Below are 16,579 nucleotides of genomic sequence, written 5' to 3'. Positions count from 1 at the left end.
CAGTATCGTTGTAACGGGAAGGCACGTCTAGGACGGAGCCGGGGCACGTTCGTAATTCGCGCCGTCAACGATGGAGGCGTTCCCGAGCTAAAGAATCTACTTCCAACGTGGTGAGGAGGTGATAACTTTGGCATTACTCGAACCTGAACTTCGCCTCATTCTTCCGGTTCTTCCACTATCTTTGCGATAGTGAGCAGGGCATCGAACTCTTCAGGCGACCCCTGGACCTGGATGAGCCCCTGTTCCCGGTCGTACTGGATGAAATCCACTTCAGCAGATTTTGGAAGGTGGACGTGTTTTAGGTCGAGAGCGATTTCTTCGAATCGATCAAGACTCCCATCCGCCTCCGGAGGGTCCTCTTCCCACGTCTCTATTTGTTCTACCACTTCAGAAACGGCTACTGGGCCGTCTTTTTCGTAGAGACAGTACAACGCATATCGCCGTCGTTGATCTTCCAACAGTTCGAAGATTTCGTCCAGCGTAACCATATGCAATATTTGCCGTGGTAGGATTTAACGCTCTCCACCACCACCCGCTCACGTTAGTCTCGTTCAATTACATCCGATCGACCCACCCGCGTCGAATCAACTGTTCGCCAGACGTGGAACGGGCAAAAATCGAGAGCTGGACTATTCGTCACTGACGACGATTTCGTCTCCCTCTATCTGGACGTCGTAATCGTCGACAGTAAAGGCGACCGAAACGTGATCAGAAGCGGAGACGAGGGTATCGAGAGCGTCCGGATCGACTTGATCGTACAACGTCGTATCGAGAGCGTCCGAAACGTCGGTTACTTCGACGTCTTCAGCGTGCGCAACGGCGTCGATTACGGCGATGCTCGGCCTCGTCACCGACCAGTCGTACTCCTCGCGTACCGAACCGTCATCCGCATTGTGACCCCCCATGCATCTACTAGCGACTTCAGAGGGAAATATTTGCCGTCAAACGACAGATAACGGCACTCTCAGCCATGCAATACACAATTTCTCTACGATACTATTGCTCCAACTGGTCTCTTCGTTGCGCCTTCGCTACGCTCCCGACGAGTAGGTTCCGCACCAGTGCTCGGCGGCCAACTCGCGAAACTGGTGTCCGTTTCCGTCACATCCGAAGTGTTTCCCTGGCAGCGGTCTCGACGTCCTCGGGCGAGACGGCGAGAACGTCGTGCGACCAGAACCCACGACGGCGCTCGACGAATAGGCGAGTTACTACTGGGTGCTGGTGGCAACCTCGAGGAGCGGTGGACCAAAAACAGAACATAATCGCACCTGGATCGAGGCTCGAGTCGTCTGTCGACCGACGGCACCGGTATTGACAGCACGTAGCGTACTACGCCCGTTACTTCACGAGCGAGACGAGTACGAGCACCAGTCCGCTCGAGACGATCGCCGACTGGATGAGTCCGGCCGAGAGGATCGAGAAGCCAAACGTGTGGTAGATGAGCCCCTCACAGACCGCGCCACCGGCGATGAACACGAACCCTGCCGAGACGTACAGCATCGGCTGACTCTGGTTCCGACGGTAGCCGTGGTAGGCGAGCAACGCGACTGCCAGCCCCAGGACGAACGTGATCAGTTTCGCGGCGACGAGCGACGGCCCGATCATTGTGATATTCGCATGTCGTCCCAGAGTTCCGTGAAGTTGTCCGCCAACGTATCGCACGTATCGACGGTGAGCGTGAACTCGCCATCCGAGAGGTCGACGTGGAGTCCCTCGAGGACGGTTTCGAACTCGCGTCTGTGCGTTCCGTCCGAATCGATCGACGTCCGCTCGTCGAGAAGTCCGTGATCCTGCAGCGTAGAGACCCGACGATATACCGTCGCGAGCGAGGCGTCACACGCGTCACTGAGCGCTTTTGCGGTCATTGGCCCGTCGTCAGCCGCGACGAGGATTCGACGGGCGTAGTCGTCCGCCAGGACCTGAAACATATCCGACGAATCTGCCATTGCCTCCTGGTTCACGGCCAATCGGTCACCCAACGTCGGCAAATAAGCTGCGATTTTCCAGTCCAGCAAAAGACCAAGGGTGTTTTGTGTATCTCTCGATTCGGTACGAGTATCGAAACCAGTCGCCACCATGACGGATTATCTACTCGCATTTAAACCCGCGATTGGACTGTACGGCCAGCACGATCCCAGTGCGGTCCTCTTCGAGGATGGCGTTCCTGTATTCGGCGTCGAAGAAGAACGCTACACGCGGGAGAAACACGCCACCGAGACGTTCCCCTCCAATGCTATCGAGGCGTGTCTCGAGTACCAAGAGCTGGACATAACGGACCTCGACCGGATCGTCTTGCCCTACGATCCCACGCTTCGCGGGAGGATCACCGCTCACTACGTGACCGACGCAATCCGCGCACCCGGATTCGGCCGGACGATTTCTGCACTCGAGGAGGCGCTCGTCACGCAGGTCCGGAGTCGGTTCTTGCCGACGCGACAGATCGAGCGTCGACTCGAGGCCTTCGGTACGCCGTTACCGCCGGTCGAGACGATCGCCCACCACCGTTGTCACGCGACGAGCGCGTTCCATCCCTCGGGGTTCGACGAGGGGGTCGTTCTCACGATCGACGCGAAAGGCGAGTACGACTCGACGGTCGTCTGGCACGCCACCGAGGACGGCCTTCGGCGGGCTCGGACGTACGAACACCCCAACAGCCTCGGACTGTTTTACGCCATCATCACGGAGTACCTCGGCTACCGCATGTTCAACGGCGAGGGGAAGGTCATGGGGCTGGCACCGTACGGCGAGGACAACACCGAAATCGAACACACCCTCCGTACGCTGATCGAAACGGGCGTCGACTACGACGTGACCAGCTTGACGAAACGCTGGGGGACCGGTCACGGCGTGGAAGCGCTCGAGGAGGCGTTCGACCGACCTCGAAACGAGACGCCCGGCGAGTTCGACCAGTGGGAGAAAGACCTCGCTCACACGGCCCAGAAGTTGCTCGAAGAGACGGTTATCGACATCGTCGAAGCGGCCGTCGACCGCCTCGGGACGGGAAAAGTCGCCATGGCCGGCGGCGTCGCGCTCAATTGCAAACTGAACCAGCGCGTTCGCGAGTTGCCCGTCGTCGAGGAGACGTTCGTCCAGCCAGTCGCTCACGACGCCGGCCTCGCGCTGGGGGCTGGCTGGGCGCGCCAGCGGCCGATTAACGTCGACCGGCAGACGCACGTCTACCTCGGCCCCGAGTACGAAACCGAGGAGATCCGGTCGACTCTCGAGACGAACAAACTCTCCTACGTCGAACCCGACGGCCTCGAGCGCTACGTCGCCGAACGGATCGCCGACGGCGACCTGGTCGGCTGGTTCCAGGGCCGGATGGAGCTCGGGCCGCGGGCCCTCGGCGCCAGAAGCATCCTCGCCGATCCGCGAACGGCAGCCTCCCGCGACCGAGTCAATCGGTTCGTCAAACACCGCGAGGAGTGGCGTCCTTTCGCGCCGTCGATGCTCGAGTCGGCCGCCGAGGAGTACCTGACCGACGGAGAACCGGCCCCGTTTATGATCGACGCGTTCGACGTAAACCCGGAGACGGTCGGCGATCTCGAGGCCGTCTTGCATCCCGCCGACGATTCGACGCGACCCCAGACGGTACGGAAAGACCAGCATCCACGATACCACCGGCTCATCTCCGAGTTCGCCGACATCACGGGTGTTCCCGTCGTCCTGAACACGTCGTTCAACGACCACGCCGAACCAATCGTCAGAACCCCGACGCACGCGATCAAGGACTTCTACGGGATGGGACTGGACGTGCTCGTCCTCGAGGACCTCGTCGTGGAGAAAGAGTCGGCATAGAACGCGAGTCGCCGACTACCGCACCCACGTCGGCAATCGAACGACCGAGAGCCAGAACGTCTCGAGCGACTGGATCGTCTCGATGAACTCGGTGGGATCGACCGGTTTGGTGACGTAGGCGTTCGCGTAGCATTCGTACGATCTGCGCATGTCCTCGCGGCTCTCCGAGCTGGTGAGTACGATCACCGGAATCGTCATGAGGTCGGGGTCGGATTTGAGTTCCTCGAGTACTTCCACGCCGTGTTTTCGGGGCAAATTGAGGTCGAGTACGACGAGATCCGGGCGCGGCGCGTTCTCGTACGCACCGCGGCGGTGACAGAACTCGAGCGCCTCGATTCCGTCTTTCGTGACGTGCAGTGTACTCTCACTGTCACCGGTCGCGAACGCCTCGGTGACGAGCCGAATATCACCCGGATTGTCCTCGACGAGGAGCACGTCGGCCGAGGGTTCGCCTTCTTTCATCGTCTCTAGTCGGTAGATGGGGTAAATGAGTATATCGGCCCGAATCGAGGATTCGGCCAGGTGGAAGACGATCAGGGACGCGTCGCCGCAGTCATCTACTATCGATGGAAGGCACTCGAACATCGTAGAGGATTGATCCGATCGATTCCTTTTCGACCTGCGTAGCCTCAACACGGACTCTATCGTTCGTGAAGAAAATTAGCGTCGATACCGTCGGGAGAAATCCCGGTTCTCACGACAGCTATCGTTGGCAACGTCATCGGCGGGTCGAACGTTGATACGTGGGAGGAGACGGCTACTGGCGGAGTAGTCTCAAGAACAGTAGGTGGTATCGGTCGGCTGCTCACTGGCCAATTGGAGGTCGAATGTCGGTCTCCACTGAATTTTGAGAATTCATTGACAGCTCACTCAACTGTATTTCCTCCAAATATACAGGTGATAGATTATATACTACTGTATTGAGTCAGAGCATGCATTATGGGATTAAAGATACTGAAGGAAAGACTGTCGCGACGAACCGTACTGAAAGCGAGTGCAGGCGCACTCGGCCTTGGATTGCTAGGCAGTACTGGAAGCGCACAGGGTGGTCGAGAAGCGGACCGTAAATCACGAGACGGGCCCTACATAACGGCTCACCGAGGATACAGAGACGTGTTCCCCCAGAACACGATTGCGGCCGTCGAAGGTTCGTCGCGACTCGGCGCTGAGAGGATCGAAATCGACACAGAGGCGACGAGCGACGGGGAAATCGTCGTCTTCCACGACGCACGTCTCGATCACCTCACGGACAAAGAAGGGCTCGTCAGCGAAACGCACTCCGACTCCGTCCTGGAAGCGGAAGTACTCGACTCCGGGGAGACGATCCCGACGCTGGCCGAAACGTTCGACGCGGCCAGACCGAACGTCACGATCAACATCGAATTCAAAGATCGAGGGCCCCTCTCCTGGGAGGAGTTCGCGGAGCGGACACTGCGTATCGCGTCGCGATATCCTGGCGACTACTACGCGTCCTCGTTCGATCCGGACGCGCTCAGAGCGGTTCGTAACGTCGACCCGAGCGTCGCCGTGGCGCCGATTTTCGGGCGGAACAAGGACGAGAATCTGGCGATCGCCAGGGAGCTGGATGCCGAAGCGGTCAATCCATCGACCGGCGTGCTCGACCGTGACCTCGTGGAAACCGCACACGCGGAAGGTCGCGAGGTCAACGTCTGGACAATCGATAGCTGGCGAGAGGCACAGGAGCCAATCGAGTTGAACGTCGACGGCCTCATTGCGGACTATCCAAACATGGACACCTTCGCTACCAACAACTAACCCGATCCTCGAGAGGTCACGATTACCGACCGAATTTCGATTTCGACGGCATCGAACCTCGTGGACGCAAGTTTCACTCGAGTGGTGCGACTCGTCGATTCAAATCCAGAGCGTGTGCGTTTGGCTCCCTCGCAACACTCGGTCGAGTAGTGCTCCGTCTGGGATTTGAACCCAGGTCATCGGCTCGAAAGGCCGAAATGATTGGCCGGACTACACCAACGGAGCGAGTCGCATCCAATCGTTTCCCGGGGCTAGTAAAAAGCGTTCCGTTCCGCGGCGAGGGTGATAGCCCGTGACGAACGCCTCGAGTCCTCCGATAGCGCGTCGAATCGTTCGCTGGCGCTTCGAGCCCCACTTCCGACGGGAGCCTTCGCCACCTTCTCAACGCTTTTCGTCCAGGCGCGCGAGCACGCACGTACAGCATGAAATTCGTCAGATTTCGCGATCCGGCCGGAGCGATTCGACGGGGCCGACTCGAGAACGGCCGCGTCCAGTTCGGATCCGATAGCTACGACCTCGAGAGCGACGAAGTCGACCTTCTCCCGCCGTGTGAGCCCTCGAAGGTCGTCTGCATCGGACGCAACTACGCCGACCACGCCGCGGAGATGGACTCCGACGTCCCCGACCGCCCGTTGCTCTTCCTCAAACCGCCGAACACCCTGGCAGCCCACGGCGATACCGTCACCGTCCCCGGCGGGAAGGAGCGAATCGACTACGAGGCCGAACTCGGCGTCGTCATCGGCGAGCAGTGTCGCCACGTCCCGGTCGAGGACGCGATGGACGTCGTCGAGGGCTTCACCTGCGTGAACGACCTCTCGAACCGCGACGACCAGCGCCAGGAGAAAAACTGGGTCCGCGGGAAAGCGTTCGACGGCGCCGCGCCCATCGGTCCCGTGCTCGCGACGCCCGACGAAGTACCCGCGGACGCGTTCGTCCGCTCGCGCGTCAACGGCGAACTGAAACAGGATGGGGCGCGCTCCCAACTCATCTTCTCGATTCCGGAACTCATCGCGGAGATCACGACCTACCTCACGCTCGAGGCCGGCGACGTGATCGCGACCGGCACTCCCGAGGGCGTCGGGCCGCTCGAGGACGGCGATACCGTCGAAATCGAGGTCGAGGGTGTCGGGACGCTCGCACACGAGGTTCGGATCCCTGACGCGCCTCGCTGACGCTGCGCACCATACTACACGATATATTTTGTAGTATCGACCCACGAGTCGGCGCCGTCGATTTCGATTCCAGAGCGTGCGCCGACCGACATTTATCGTCCCCGAGAACGAATCGAGGCGTATGCGACGAGACACGGCCACGAACTCGAGCCCGTTCGCTCCGACTCGAGACGCGAATTCACGTGCGACGGCGGAGGCGTACTGATGGCGATTACGTTCGACGGTCCCATCCTCGTTCCGGCGGCCGACCCCGACGATGCCGAGCGAACGGCGAGGGCGCTCGCACCGCGTATCGGCCCGGAAAACACCGTCCTGGTCGTCCACGTCGTCGAGAAAGGCGGCGGGGCGCCCGACAAGGCGCCGCTCGAGGCTCGACGAGAGTTCGCCGACGACGTCTTTTCGCGAGCACGCGGTCCACTCGAGGAAACGGGTGCCCGCGTCGAGACAGAGGTCCTGTACGGGACGGACGTGGTCGACGCCATCTTCGAGGCTGCTGACGACCGCGGGGCCGACGGGGTCGCGTTCGTCCCGCGGAAGGGGAACCGGCTGGTCGAAATGTTGAGCGGCGATACGACCCGACGGCTGATCAGAAAGGCGACGCTCCCGGTACTGGTGTTGCCGGTCGAGGAGTGAGTCGGTCCGCAGTCAGCCACAGTCGGCCCACTGTCGGTCCACGGTCGGGCCCAAACCCTAGAGGTACCCGTTCTCGAGCAACAGTTCGCCGTTCAGCACGCTCGCGCCCGCCGCCCCGCGAATCGTATTGTGGGCGAGGCAGTTGTACTGCAGGCCGAAGGTCGACTCCTGGAGCCCGCCTACGGAGATTGCCATTCCCTCTCCCAGGGTGCGGTCGAGGCGAGGCTGGGGTCGCTCGAGGTCCTCGAAGACGTGGATCAGCGGCTCCGGCGAGGAGGGGAGGTCGAGCGAGGGGTACGCCTCGAGTGCCTCGGCGGCGGCTTCGTGCGTCAGGTCGTCGCCGGCCTCGACCCAGACGTTCTCCAGGTGACCGTCCAGCGTCGGAATGCGGTTACACGAGGCGCTGACGTCGACGTCGTGCTGGGAGAGTGCCGCGCCGTCGAACGTACCCAGGAGCTTCTTCGACTCGGTCTCGAGTTTCTCTTCCTCGCTCCTGATGTGGGGGATGGCGTTGTCGATGATCTCCATCGAGGTGACGCCGTCGTAGCCGGCTCCCGACACCGCCTGCAGGGTGGCGACGTGGACGCGTTCGAGGTCGAACTCGGCCAGGGCGGCGAGCGTCGGGACGAAGGTGATCGTCGAGCAGTTCGGGTTCTTGACCAGCGCGCCGTCCCATCCGCGCTCGTCGCGCTGGACCTCGAGCAGGTCGAGGTGCTCGGCGTTGACCTCCGGGATGATCAGCGGCACGTCCGGGGCCATCCGGGCGTTCGAGGAGTTCGAGGAGACGACGTAGCCCGCCTCGCAGAAGCCGGGTTCGACGGCGGCGCCGACGCTCGAGGGGAGCGAGGAGAAGAGGAGGTCGACGTCGTCGGGAACGGCGTTGGGGTCGGTTTCGGTGACGGTCACGTCGGCGACGGCGTCCGGAATTGGCGTGTCGACGCGCCACTTCGCGGCCTCGCGGTAGGGTTTGCCTGCACTCGAGTCGCTGGCGGTGAGCGCCGCGATGTCGAAGTCGGGGTGAGGTTCCAGAAGCTGGATGAGTCGCTGTCCGACGGCGCCGGTTGCGCCGAGGATGCCTGCTCGTACGGTCATTGTCGGCCCTGGGAACCGGGCGCGCAAAACGGTTTGGATGGTGTCACCGTTTGCAGTGGTTCGTGGGGTGTCACCTTGCAGTGACTACAGTGATGTCACGGTTTGCAGCGACTCGAGGGGCGTCACTGTTTGCAGTGACTCGAGGACTCGTGACGCGAACGACAGTCGCTCGAGGCGCGGGAATTCGTTGAGAACGAGTCGGCTGAAAACGAGGTAGGGGGTGGGAGCTGCTCAGTCGTCCGCCGGCGCCACTCGCGACTGCACCTCGAGGTCGCCCTCGTCGAGGCGCTGCTCGACGTTGCGGGCGGCTTCGACCATGTTCTTCATCTTCCCGTAAGCAACCTTGCGGGGGAGGAGTTTCACACCGCAGTCGGGCGAAACGACCAGCTGTTCCGGGGGGACGACCTCGAGGCCCTTCTCGATGTTGCGCTCGATGTCCTCGACCGACTCGACCTCGGCGTCGTGGACGTCGACGACGCCGAAGGCCAGGTCCTTCGTGAACTCGGGGTCTTTGAACACCTCGAGCTGGTCGTAGTCGCCGTTGGCGAGCTCGAGGTCGAACTCGTCGACGGGGAACTCCAGTATTTCGGGGTAGATCCGGGAGTAGTCGCCATAGCAGACGTGGAGGCCGATTCGCACGTCCTCGGGGATGTCGGCGACGATGCGCTCGAGACACTCGCCGACGATAGCGTGGTCGTCGGGCGTAGTCGCGAGGGCGGGTTCGTCGATCTGGATGTACCGCGCGCCAGCCTCGACGAGCTTTTCGATCTCCTCGTTGACCAGATTAGCGAGGTCGTACGCGAGGGCCTCCTCGTCGTCGTAGGCTTCGTTGAACGACCAGTTCGCGAGGGTGTACGGACCCGTGATGGGGACCTTCACCGGGCGGTCGGTTGCCGACGCCGTAAACTCGTACTCCTCGACCAGCCACGTCTCGTCGTACTCGACCTCGCTGACGACGGAGGGCTTGTCGAAGTAGTTGTGGCCCCAGACCTTAACCGGACCGTTGAACTCGTAGCCGTCGATCCGGTGGGCGAAGTACTCGACCATCTCGTTGCGCCGCATCTCGCCGTCGACGACCACGTCGAGGCCCGCGCGCTCGTGTTCGTTCGTGATGAGACGCGCCGCGTCGTCTTTGGCCTCCTGGTAGTCGTCGGCGTCGAAGCCGTGCTCCGGGTCCTGGTACAGTTCCTTCGCCCGGTTGAGCCACTTGGGCTTGGGGTAGCTGCCGACGACCGTCGTCAGCAGGAAGTGCTCGGCCGCGTGATCTTCGGGTCGGAACTGGTCTTTGTTCGCGTTCTCGTGTCGACTCATGCGTGGGTCACCTCCGCGAGCGCGGCGGCTTCCGCGAGGGCCTCGAGTTTCGCCTCGAACTTCGCGTACGGCAGGTAGAACGTCTCGGTGTTCGTCGTCAGGTACGTCGTCTCGAAGTCGGTGACCGGAATCTGGTCGAACACCCAGTCGGCTCGCTCGCGGATCGCTTCGGGTTCCTCGAGGAGGGTGTTCTGGCCGTCGGCCAGCCCCAGCGAAACGTCGTCGGTTGCGCCGTACTCCTGCAGGTTGTAGAGATTCTGCTCCTGTTCGGTCACGAAGTCGAACCCGATCGCGTCGAAGTCGGCGTCGAGCAGGTGGGCGTAGACCTTCTCCTCGAGCGCCCCGTAGAACGGCTGGACGATGACCTCGGCGTCGGTCGCGCTCGCGACGGTGTCGACCGCCTCGCTCGCGCGTTCGTCGAGACCGTCACTCGGCGCGTTCTCGACGAGCGACGGCTCGAGCAGGAACAGCGTCTCGTGGGCCGGGAACGCCTCGACCTCGCCGGCCAGGAAGTCGGCGACGGCCGACAGGAACGTCTCCTCGTCGCCGTAGTGGTCGTCGGTGGCCAGGTCGAAAAGCGAGTACGGGCCGGGGAGGACCGCCTGGTGCGGTTCGTCTGTCAGCGCGGCGGCGGCCTCGAGTTCGCCCGCGACGTCGCCCGAGAAGCCCAGTTCGTCGGTGACCACGGGGTCGCGATAGAAGTTGTTGTTGTCGTAGTAGCGGACGATGCCCCCTGTGTCGACGGCGTCGTGGACGGTCAGCGGGTGCGCGAGCATGTCGTCCCAGCGAAGCTGGCCCTCCGAGATCAGGTCCAGTCCGGCCTCGACCTGCGTCTCGACGACTTCGGCGCGCGCCTCGTCGTAGATGCTCGTGACTGCCTCGCCCTCGTCGCCGCTGATGAGGTCGTGTTTCTGGTGTCCTTTCGCGTCGGATAAGTCCTCTTTCGCCCAGTCCGGGAGCGGAAACAGCCCCGGCGTGGTCGATACGTACTCGGTCATGCGTAGGCAGGGCTAGGCTATGCCGGTGCTTAATATTTTCCATACTCTTGTATGCCTACGAGTTATCTGTGGTGGACTCGAGAAGGCGGTTAGTCCATTTGAAGATGGCATCGAAACGGCGGAAGTCTCGCTCGAGGCAATCACTCCGTGACGCGAATGGCCACAGAAGGCAAATATCGAACCGACTACCGAACCAGTTCGAGCACCGTCAGCGTCTCGAACGGGAACGACTCGTCGGCGACGGCGACCGCGCTGAACCCCTCCTCGCCCGCGCGTTCGACCACCGCGTCGACCCCCGTGAGACTGCTGACCAGCAGGAGGACGACGCCGTCGGGGGCCAGTACCCGGGACACCGTCTCGAAGAACGGGTCGATCACCGCCCGGCCGTCCTCGCCGCCCGAGAGCGCACGCTCCATCCAGTCGTCCCACTCGTGATCCGGGTCCGTGGGCAGGTACGGCGGATTGAACGCGACGGCGTCGAAGGCGCCCGACTGAAACGGTGAGACGAGATCCGCTCGCACCGCCTCGAGTCCGCGCTTGCGGGCGTTCGCCGCGGCGTGTGGATTGACGTCGGCGGCGACGACTCGAGCCCCGACCTCGGTGGCGATCCGATCGGCGACGTACCCCGAGCCGGTGCCGACCTCGAGGACCAGATCCTCCGTCTCGAGTCGGTTACAGGCCGCGTCCGCGAGCAGCTGCGAATCCTCCGCCGGCTGGTAGACGTCGGTTTCGAGGCCACGGCGTTCGGCGAGATCCTTTCCCATTAGTCGTCCTCCGGGGACCGTCTGGACGCTGCCCCTCGAGCCGTCGATTCGCTCACCGGGTCGTCGACTCGCATTCGAAAGCCGTCGGTCTCCTCGCGTCCGCTCAACTCCCGCTGTGGGTACGGGATCTTGACGTCGGCTTCCTCGAACTGGGTTTTGATCGCGCTGATGGCCTTCGTCCGGGCCGTCCAGCGCCGTCGCGCGCTCGGTCGATCGATCCAGAAGCGGACGCCCAGGACGACCGACGACTCGCCGAAGTGTTTCGTGACGACCATCGGCTCGGGGACGTCCATCACCTCCTCGATCGGCTCGAGGGCGTCTCGAGCGAGGGTCGCCGCCTGGTCGACGTCGACGCCGTAGTCGACGCCGACTTCGACCTCGATGCGAAGGCGCCCTTTCTTCGAGCGGTTCGTGACGATGCTCGTCGTGACGACGTCGTTCGGCACGACGATGTACTCGCCGTCGAACGACTGAATCTGCGTGTTGAAGATCGAGATGTTCGTGACCGTTCCCTCCCGGCCGTCGATCTCGACCCAGTGGCCGATCTCGAACGACCGGGAGAACATCAGGACGAACCCGGCGAGCAACGCACCGAGGGTCTGCCTGGCGGCCATCCCGACGACGATCCCCAGGAACCCGGCCCCGACGAGGAGTCCGCTGAGGTCGTCGATCCAGATGCTGAGGACGACAACGATCGAGACGGACCAGATGAAGACCTGGATGACGCGATTCGACACCTCCTCCTGGTGTTTTGTGACCGTCGTCGAGGAGGCCACCACGTCGTGTAACAGCCGCCTCACGAATCGCCAGACGATGTACGTCAGCACGACCATCACGAACGACGCTGTCACCCGGGGGAGGAACGTCCCGTCCGGATCGAACCGCGAGAGGACCGTCGACAGTTCCTCGGTCGCCCCCCAGACTCCGACGGCCACGTACAGCGCCAATCCCCCCGTCCCGAAGAGGAGAATCGTCGCGACGATATCGGCGTACAGCGCCCTCGATCGGTCGGAAATCCAGGACTGGAGTCGTCGGTGGGAAATCAACACGAGCAGAAACAGTCCCGTAACGATGGCCGTCGCTACTCCCTTCTGGAACTGCGTGTGGAACGTGTTTTCGAGCCACTCGAGCCCGGTGAACGCGTCTACCACGGATTCTCACCCCTCATCCGAACGGCCCACCTCGTCGGCGAGCGTCGCCAGTTCGGCGAACTCGGTGGGCGTGACGGCTCCGGCCCGTTTGCCCAGCAGCTCCTCGTCTGCTGCCTCGACGACGGCGTCCGCGTCCTCGAGCCCCGAAATGTGAGCCGTATTTCGAATCGCGTTTCGCATCGTCTTCCGACGCTGGGTGAACACCGCCTTGACGAACCGCAAGAAGAACGCTTCGTCTGCGACCTCGTAGTCGGGCGTCCGCGGGGTCGACCGGACGACTGCACTCTCGACCTGTGGCGGCGGCGAAAACGCCTCCTTCGGGATCGTTTCGACGATTTCGACGGCCGCGAAGTGCTGGGCCGACACCGACAGCCGCCCGTACTCGGGCGTCCCCGGTTCGGCGACCATGCGCTCGGCAAACTCCTTCTGGAACATCAGGACGAGCGGGCGCTTTTCGGGGAGGAGGCGAAACGCGATTTCGCTCGAGACGCCGTAGGGAAGGTTCGAGACCGACGCCGAAAAGGAAGGCAGGTCGACCTCGAGGGCGTCGCCCTGGACGACGGTCAGGCGGCCAGCCGTGACCTCCTCGGCGAACTCCTCCTCGAGAAACGCAGCCAGCCGTCGGTCTCGTTCGACGACGGTCACCTCGTCGGCGACGGCGAGCAGTCGATCCGTGAGCGCACCCGTCCCGCCGCCGATCTCGAGGAGGTGGCTCGTCACCTCGCGGGTGGACTCGGCTGGTTTAGTCGGTTCCGTTGATTCAGCCGATTCGGCCGGTTCGGTCGATTCCTCGCCCTCACCTGACGACGCGTCGCGGTTTGCCGTCTCGAGATACGTCGGCAACCGGTCGAGGACGCGATCGTCGACGAGAAAGTGTTGATCGCGGTCGGGATCACCGCGAACCCCCGCCCTCGCGATCAACCCGTCTGGATCTCTCATTGCCCGGGCATAGGTGGCAGGGGGCCGTAAACGCACCGTCTCGAGAGCGCGTCACTCGCGTGAATAGTCGTTCGTCGTCGGACAAAAGCCATCGCGCGAATAGTCGTTGCAGGAAGTCGTCGCGTGAATAGCCACTGCTCGCAACCGGTGGCGAAACGAAAAGGAGAGCACGCTACTCGTCGCGCTGGTCTCGGCCCACGAACGTCCGATACTTGAGGTCCTCGTCCCGCAACTCCTCGAGGATCCGATTCGCCAGCACCTCGTCGGGGTCGTGCAGTCCCGAAACCCGATCTTCGAGGTCCTCGAAGCTCTCGAAAGGCTTTCGCTTTCGCTGGTCGAGGATGTTGTTCCGGAGTTTCTTCCCGATGCCCGGCAGCAGGTTGAGCTGGTGGAGCCGAAGCGTGATCGGCTGGGCATCGTTGTAGAAGTCCACGAACCGCTGTTCGTTTTCCTCGATGAGGTCGGCGATGACGTACTCGAGTTCGGACTGGGCACCCGAGGAGAGGTCGTCGTACTCGACGGGGTGACACTCCTCGACGACGTCGCGCTCCGTTGGCGGCTCGACGACGACTCGGGTGCCGATCGTGAGCCGCGCATCCTCGTCGAAGGCGACCTGGTACAGCGTGAAGTCGTCCACGCCGAGGGCGTAGCCGGCCGGTGACTGCTGGTAGCGACGGCGGCCACCTGAGAGCCCGTGGGCCAGATAATCCAGCACGACCGCTCGGCGCACGTCCACGTCCGTCTCATCGCTGTCGGCTTCGCTCATTGACTCGCAGTACGGCGACGGAATACTTAAAGAGTCGGCTCAGCGACGGTTCGCGCGAACGACGTACAGCGAGCCGAAGTCGGACACGGCGGCGCCCGGGGAGCCTTAAACGTACTTCGCGATGACGTTGAGGATCTCGTCGAGTTCGTCACCGGAAACGGAGTAGCGCTGCTGGGCGAACACGGTTCGAAGCTCCTGTCGGTCCCGCGGGAGCAGATTCACGATCTTGTATGCCGTCGGCTCGTCGACCTTCTCGAGGTCCTGGAGGTCCTCGACGAGGGCGTTCGCATCCTCGGTCTCGAGGATGGCGAAGCGGTTGACGTGTTCAATGGCACGCGCGAGTTCGTATCGCAGTTCGCGCTCGTCGTCGAGTGCTCGTTCGGTTTCGATGTCCTCGAGGAGGTCCTTCGTCTCCGAGACCGTCAGGTACTCCTCGTCGACGATCTCTTTGAAGATCGTCATTCCTGGGCGCGGAGGTGGGCAGCGGTGACGATCAGCGTCTTTGCCTTCCCGCCGTCGGTGATCTCGACTTTGAAGGCCTTGCCCTGTTTGCCGACGACCTCGCCGGTGTGGCCGTCGAATCGCGGGTGATAGCGCCCTTTCGGAACGCTCGGGTCGATCTTGAGGTGGACCTTCTGGCCCACGTCGTACTCCTGAATCGCACGTTGCGGTGGCGAAGTCCCGCGGTCTCGGGGGTCGTTCGAGAGCTTTCGCCGGGTTCCCTGACGAGGTCCGTTCGAGTTCGGCATAGTCGTACGACGCTCTTGACCGGTGACGGTTATAAAACGCACGTTCTCGACCCGTCTCGTCTCGAGTCACGGCGGCCGCTCGAGGAAGCTATAGGTGAGGCTATTCGTGGCCGAGTAGCCCCGAACCTCCGGCGCGAAGGGGAACAGTAATCCCGTCGGCGGTTGCCTCCGTACGTATGAGCGACGATCACGGTACCGACGATGGCAACGGTAGTGGTAACGGTGGCGGTAACGGTGGCGGTAACGGTGATAGTGGCAGTGACGGTGACGCCACACGGACCTTCCGCTTCGAGACCCGGTCGATCCACGCGGGTCAGGAGCCCGACGACGAAACCGGCGCCCTCATGACGCCGATTTTCGCGAACTCGACGTACGAACAGGACAGCCCCGGTGACCACCGCGGCTACGAGTACTCTCGCACCGGCAATCCCACGCGCGACGACCTCGAGGCCAACCTCGCGAGCCTCGAGGGTGCCGAGTACGGCCGCTGTTTCTCGAGCGGCATGGGATCGATCAACACCGTCTGCAACCTGCTGGAGTCCGGCGACCACGTCGTCACCGGGAACGACGTCTACGGTGGCACCCACCGCATCTTCACCCAGGTCTACGAGCAGTACGAGATCGAGTTCACCTTCGTCGACATGACCGATCTCGAGGCGATCGAGGCGGCCTTTCGGGACAACACCGAACTCCTGTGGCTCGAGACCCCGACCAACCCGCTCATGTCCATCGTCGACATCGAGGGCGCTGCCGAGATCGCCCACGAGCACGACGCCATCTGCGCCATCGACAACACCTTCGCCACGCCGTACCTTCAGCGCCCGCTCGAGCTGGGCGCCGACGTGGTCAGTCACTCGCTCACCAAGTACCTCGGCGGCCACTCCGACGTCGTCGGCGGGGCGCTCCTGACGAACGACCCCGACCTCGACGAGCGCTTCGGCTTCTACCAGAACTCCGTGGGCGCGACGCCCGGCCCGTTCGACGCCTTCCTCGTGCTCCGCGGAACCAAGACTCTCCCCGTCCGGATGGATCGTCACTGCGAGAACGCCCGGGCGATCGCTCAGTGGCTCCACGAGCACCCCGACGTCGACCGCGTCTACTACCCCGGCCTCGAGAGCCACCCGGGGCACGACGTCGCCGCGAAGCAGATGGACGACTTCGGGGGCATGCTCAGCTTCGAACTCGACGGCACGCTCGAGCAGGCCAGCGACGTCGTCTCGAACACGGAGGTGTTCACCCTCGCCGAGAGCCTCGGCGGCGTCGAGAGCCTGATCGAACAGCCGGCGCCGATGACTCACGCGGCTATTCCACGAGAAGAACGCATCGCGGCCGGACTCACCGACAGCCTGATCCGCGTCTCCGTGGGTATCGAGCACGTCGACGATTTGATCGTCGACCTCGAGCAGTCGATCGAAGCGGCGTTCGAATGA

At 62.8% G+C, this 16,579-nt stretch carries 19 protein-coding genes and 1 tRNA gene; 5 read left to right on the top strand and 15 right to left on the bottom strand.

From position 1 onward, the window contains the following. Positions 1-155 precede the first annotated feature (155 nt). The 4 genes from J1N60_RS14690 to J1N60_RS14675 form a co-directional block, all read right to left on the bottom strand. Positions 156-488 carry a DUF7344 domain-containing protein gene (locus J1N60_RS14690; RefSeq protein WP_312908558.1) on the bottom strand — a complete coding sequence of 111 codons (333 nt, stop codon included), beginning with the start codon at positions 486-488 and terminating at the stop codon, positions 156-158. A 141-nt stretch (positions 489-629) separates the two neighbouring features. Further along, on the bottom strand, positions 630-905 hold the full coding sequence (locus J1N60_RS14685; RefSeq protein ID WP_312908556.1) for a HalOD1 output domain-containing protein: 276 nt from the start codon (positions 903-905) through the stop codon (positions 630-632). Positions 906-1,338: 433 nt separating this feature from the next. Next, on the bottom strand, positions 1,339-1,605 hold the full coding sequence (locus tag J1N60_RS14680; protein WP_425499301.1) for a DUF7521 family protein: 267 nt from the start codon (positions 1,603-1,605) through the stop codon (positions 1,339-1,341). Beyond that, positions 1,602-1,946, bottom strand: a complete 345-nt coding sequence (locus J1N60_RS14675; RefSeq protein ID WP_312912594.1) for a helix-turn-helix domain-containing protein — start codon at positions 1,944-1,946, stop codon at positions 1,602-1,604. The genes J1N60_RS14680 and J1N60_RS14675 overlap by 4 nt, the downstream gene beginning before the upstream one ends. A gap of 130 nt (positions 1,947-2,076) precedes the next feature. On the opposite strand from J1N60_RS14675, the gene J1N60_RS14670 reads away from it, so the two are divergent. Next, positions 2,077-3,798 (top strand): carbamoyltransferase family protein, encoded by a 1,722-nt coding sequence (locus J1N60_RS14670; protein WP_312908554.1) that lies wholly within the window; start codon positions 2,077-2,079, stop codon positions 3,796-3,798. Between the two features lie 15 nt (positions 3,799-3,813). Here the strand turns inward: J1N60_RS14670 and J1N60_RS14665 are convergent, their stop codons facing one another. Next, positions 3,814-4,260, bottom strand: coding sequence for a response regulator (locus tag J1N60_RS14665; protein WP_312912593.1), 447 nt, complete (start codon positions 4,258-4,260; stop codon positions 3,814-3,816). Positions 4,261-4,911: 651 nt separating this feature from the next. Between J1N60_RS14665 and J1N60_RS14660 the strand changes: the two genes are divergently transcribed. Further along, positions 4,912-5,574 carry a glycerophosphodiester phosphodiesterase gene (locus J1N60_RS14660; RefSeq protein ID WP_312908553.1) on the top strand — a complete coding sequence of 221 codons (663 nt, stop codon included), beginning with the start codon at positions 4,912-4,914 and terminating at the stop codon, positions 5,572-5,574. Between the two features lie 150 nt (positions 5,575-5,724). Here J1N60_RS14660 and J1N60_RS14655 read toward each other — a convergent pair. Continuing rightward, positions 5,725-5,799: transfer RNA gene (locus J1N60_RS14655), tRNA-Glu, on the bottom strand. 197 nt (positions 5,800-5,996) lie between these two features. Between J1N60_RS14655 and J1N60_RS14650 the strand changes: the two genes are divergently transcribed. Together J1N60_RS14650 and J1N60_RS14645 are read left to right on the top strand one after the other, a co-directional pair. Further along, positions 5,997-6,746, top strand: coding sequence for a fumarylacetoacetate hydrolase family protein (locus J1N60_RS14650; RefSeq protein ID WP_312908551.1), 750 nt, complete (start codon positions 5,997-5,999; stop codon positions 6,744-6,746). A 204-nt stretch (positions 6,747-6,950) separates the two neighbouring features. Next, entirely contained in the window at positions 6,951-7,379 is a 429-nt protein-coding gene (locus J1N60_RS14645) for a universal stress protein (protein ID WP_312908550.1), read from the top strand. A 57-nt stretch (positions 7,380-7,436) separates the two neighbouring features. Here J1N60_RS14645 and asd read toward each other — a convergent pair whose 3' ends face one another. The 9 genes from asd to J1N60_RS14600 form a co-directional block, all read right to left on the bottom strand. After that, complete coding sequence (gene asd, locus J1N60_RS14640) at positions 7,437-8,471, bottom strand: aspartate-semialdehyde dehydrogenase (RefSeq protein WP_312908549.1); 1,035 nt, start codon at positions 8,469-8,471, stop codon at positions 7,437-7,439. 231 nt (positions 8,472-8,702) lie between these two features. Further along, positions 8,703-9,782, bottom strand: a complete 1,080-nt coding sequence (locus tag J1N60_RS14635) for a methionine synthase (protein ID WP_312908547.1) — start codon at positions 9,780-9,782, stop codon at positions 8,703-8,705. Next, positions 9,779-10,780, bottom strand: coding sequence for a 5-methyltetrahydropteroyltriglutamate--homocysteine methyltransferase (locus tag J1N60_RS14630; protein ID WP_312908545.1), 1,002 nt, complete (start codon positions 10,778-10,780; stop codon positions 9,779-9,781). The genes J1N60_RS14635 and J1N60_RS14630 overlap by 4 nt, the downstream gene beginning before the upstream one ends. A gap of 185 nt (positions 10,781-10,965) precedes the next feature. Then, a complete protein-coding gene (locus tag J1N60_RS14625) occupies positions 10,966-11,544 on the bottom strand; it encodes a HemK2/MTQ2 family protein methyltransferase (protein ID WP_312908544.1) in 579 nt (192 codons plus the stop codon). Further along, the gene (locus J1N60_RS14620) at positions 11,544-12,695 is read right to left on the bottom strand and encodes a mechanosensitive ion channel family protein (protein WP_312908542.1); all 1,152 of its coding nucleotides are present in this window, start codon (positions 12,693-12,695) and stop codon (positions 11,544-11,546) included. Before J1N60_RS14620 ends, J1N60_RS14625 begins: the two co-directional genes overlap by 1 nt. Positions 12,696-12,701: 6 nt before the next feature. Continuing rightward, positions 12,702-13,634, bottom strand: a complete 933-nt coding sequence (rsmA, locus tag J1N60_RS14615) for a 16S rRNA (adenine(1518)-N(6)/adenine(1519)-N(6))-dimethyltransferase RsmA (RefSeq protein WP_312908540.1) — start codon at positions 13,632-13,634, stop codon at positions 12,702-12,704. A 172-nt stretch (positions 13,635-13,806) separates the two neighbouring features. Next, entirely contained in the window at positions 13,807-14,400 is a 594-nt protein-coding gene (locus tag J1N60_RS14610) for a DUF655 domain-containing protein (protein WP_312908539.1), read from the bottom strand. A 105-nt stretch (positions 14,401-14,505) separates the two neighbouring features. After that, positions 14,506-14,862 carry an RNA polymerase Rpb4 family protein gene (locus J1N60_RS14605; protein ID WP_254156851.1) on the bottom strand — a complete coding sequence of 119 codons (357 nt, stop codon included), beginning with the start codon at positions 14,860-14,862 and terminating at the stop codon, positions 14,506-14,508. After that, a complete protein-coding gene (locus J1N60_RS14600; protein ID WP_312908537.1) occupies positions 14,859-15,149 on the bottom strand; it encodes a 50S ribosomal protein L21e in 291 nt (96 codons plus the stop codon). The genes J1N60_RS14605 and J1N60_RS14600 overlap by 4 nt, the downstream gene beginning before the upstream one ends. A 176-nt stretch (positions 15,150-15,325) precedes the next feature. Here J1N60_RS14600 and J1N60_RS14595 point away from each other — a divergent pair, with 176 nt between their 5' ends. Further along, the gene (locus tag J1N60_RS14595; RefSeq protein ID WP_312908535.1) at positions 15,326-16,579 is read left to right on the top strand and encodes a cystathionine gamma-synthase; all 1,254 of its coding nucleotides are present in this window, start codon (positions 15,326-15,328) and stop codon (positions 16,577-16,579) included.

It is taken from the genome of Natronosalvus caseinilyticus (genome assembly GCF_017357105.1).
GTDB classification, from domain to species: Archaea; Halobacteriota; Halobacteria; order Halobacteriales; family Natrialbaceae; genus Natronosalvus; species Natronosalvus caseinilyticus.
This window is presented reverse-complemented; position numbering and strand designations above follow the sequence as displayed.

What these genes read in the sequence shown, in the direction of transcription:
- J1N60_RS14635 (WP_312908547.1), bottom strand. Translation starts at nt 9,782, where the DNA reads ATGAGTCGACACGAGAACGCGAACAAAGACCAGTTCCGACCCGAAGAT.
- J1N60_RS14670 (WP_312908554.1), top strand. Translation starts at nt 2,077, where the DNA reads ATGACGGATTATCTACTCGCATTTAAACCCGCGATTGGACTGTACGGC.
- J1N60_RS14680 (WP_425499301.1), bottom strand. Translation starts at nt 1,605, where the DNA reads ATGATCGGGCCGTCGCTCGTCGCCGCGAAACTGATCACGTTCGTCCTG.
- rsmA (WP_312908540.1), bottom strand. Translation starts at nt 13,634, where the DNA reads ATGAGAGATCCAGACGGGTTGATCGCGAGGGCGGGGGTTCGCGGTGAT.
- J1N60_RS14610 (WP_312908539.1), bottom strand. Translation starts at nt 14,400, where the DNA reads ATGAGCGAAGCCGACAGCGATGAGACGGACGTGGACGTGCGCCGAGCG.
- J1N60_RS14675 (WP_312912594.1), bottom strand. Translation starts at nt 1,946, where the DNA reads ATGGCAGATTCGTCGGATATGTTTCAGGTCCTGGCGGACGACTACGCC.
- J1N60_RS14685 (WP_312908556.1), bottom strand. Translation starts at nt 905, where the DNA reads ATGGGGGGTCACAATGCGGATGACGGTTCGGTACGCGAGGAGTACGAC.
- J1N60_RS14605 (WP_254156851.1), bottom strand. Translation starts at nt 14,862, where the DNA reads ATGACGATCTTCAAAGAGATCGTCGACGAGGAGTACCTGACGGTCTCG.
- J1N60_RS14630 (WP_312908545.1), bottom strand. Translation starts at nt 10,780, where the DNA reads ATGACCGAGTACGTATCGACCACGCCGGGGCTGTTTCCGCTCCCGGAC.
- J1N60_RS14625 (WP_312908544.1), bottom strand. Translation starts at nt 11,544, where the DNA reads ATGGGAAAGGATCTCGCCGAACGCCGTGGCCTCGAAACCGACGTCTAC.
- J1N60_RS14665 (WP_312912593.1), bottom strand. Translation starts at nt 4,260, where the DNA reads ATGAAAGAAGGCGAACCCTCGGCCGACGTGCTCCTCGTCGAGGACAAT.
- J1N60_RS14600 (WP_312908537.1), bottom strand. Translation starts at nt 15,149, where the DNA reads ATGCCGAACTCGAACGGACCTCGTCAGGGAACCCGGCGAAAGCTCTCG.
- asd (WP_312908549.1), bottom strand. Translation starts at nt 8,471, where the DNA reads ATGACCGTACGAGCAGGCATCCTCGGCGCAACCGGCGCCGTCGGACAG.
- J1N60_RS14595 (WP_312908535.1), top strand. Translation starts at nt 15,326, where the DNA reads ATGAGCGACGATCACGGTACCGACGATGGCAACGGTAGTGGTAACGGT.
- J1N60_RS14650 (WP_312908551.1), top strand. Translation starts at nt 5,997, where the DNA reads ATGAAATTCGTCAGATTTCGCGATCCGGCCGGAGCGATTCGACGGGGC.
- J1N60_RS14645 (WP_312908550.1), top strand. Translation starts at nt 6,951, where the DNA reads ATGGCGATTACGTTCGACGGTCCCATCCTCGTTCCGGCGGCCGACCCC.
- J1N60_RS14690 (WP_312908558.1), bottom strand. Translation starts at nt 488, where the DNA reads ATGGTTACGCTGGACGAAATCTTCGAACTGTTGGAAGATCAACGACGG.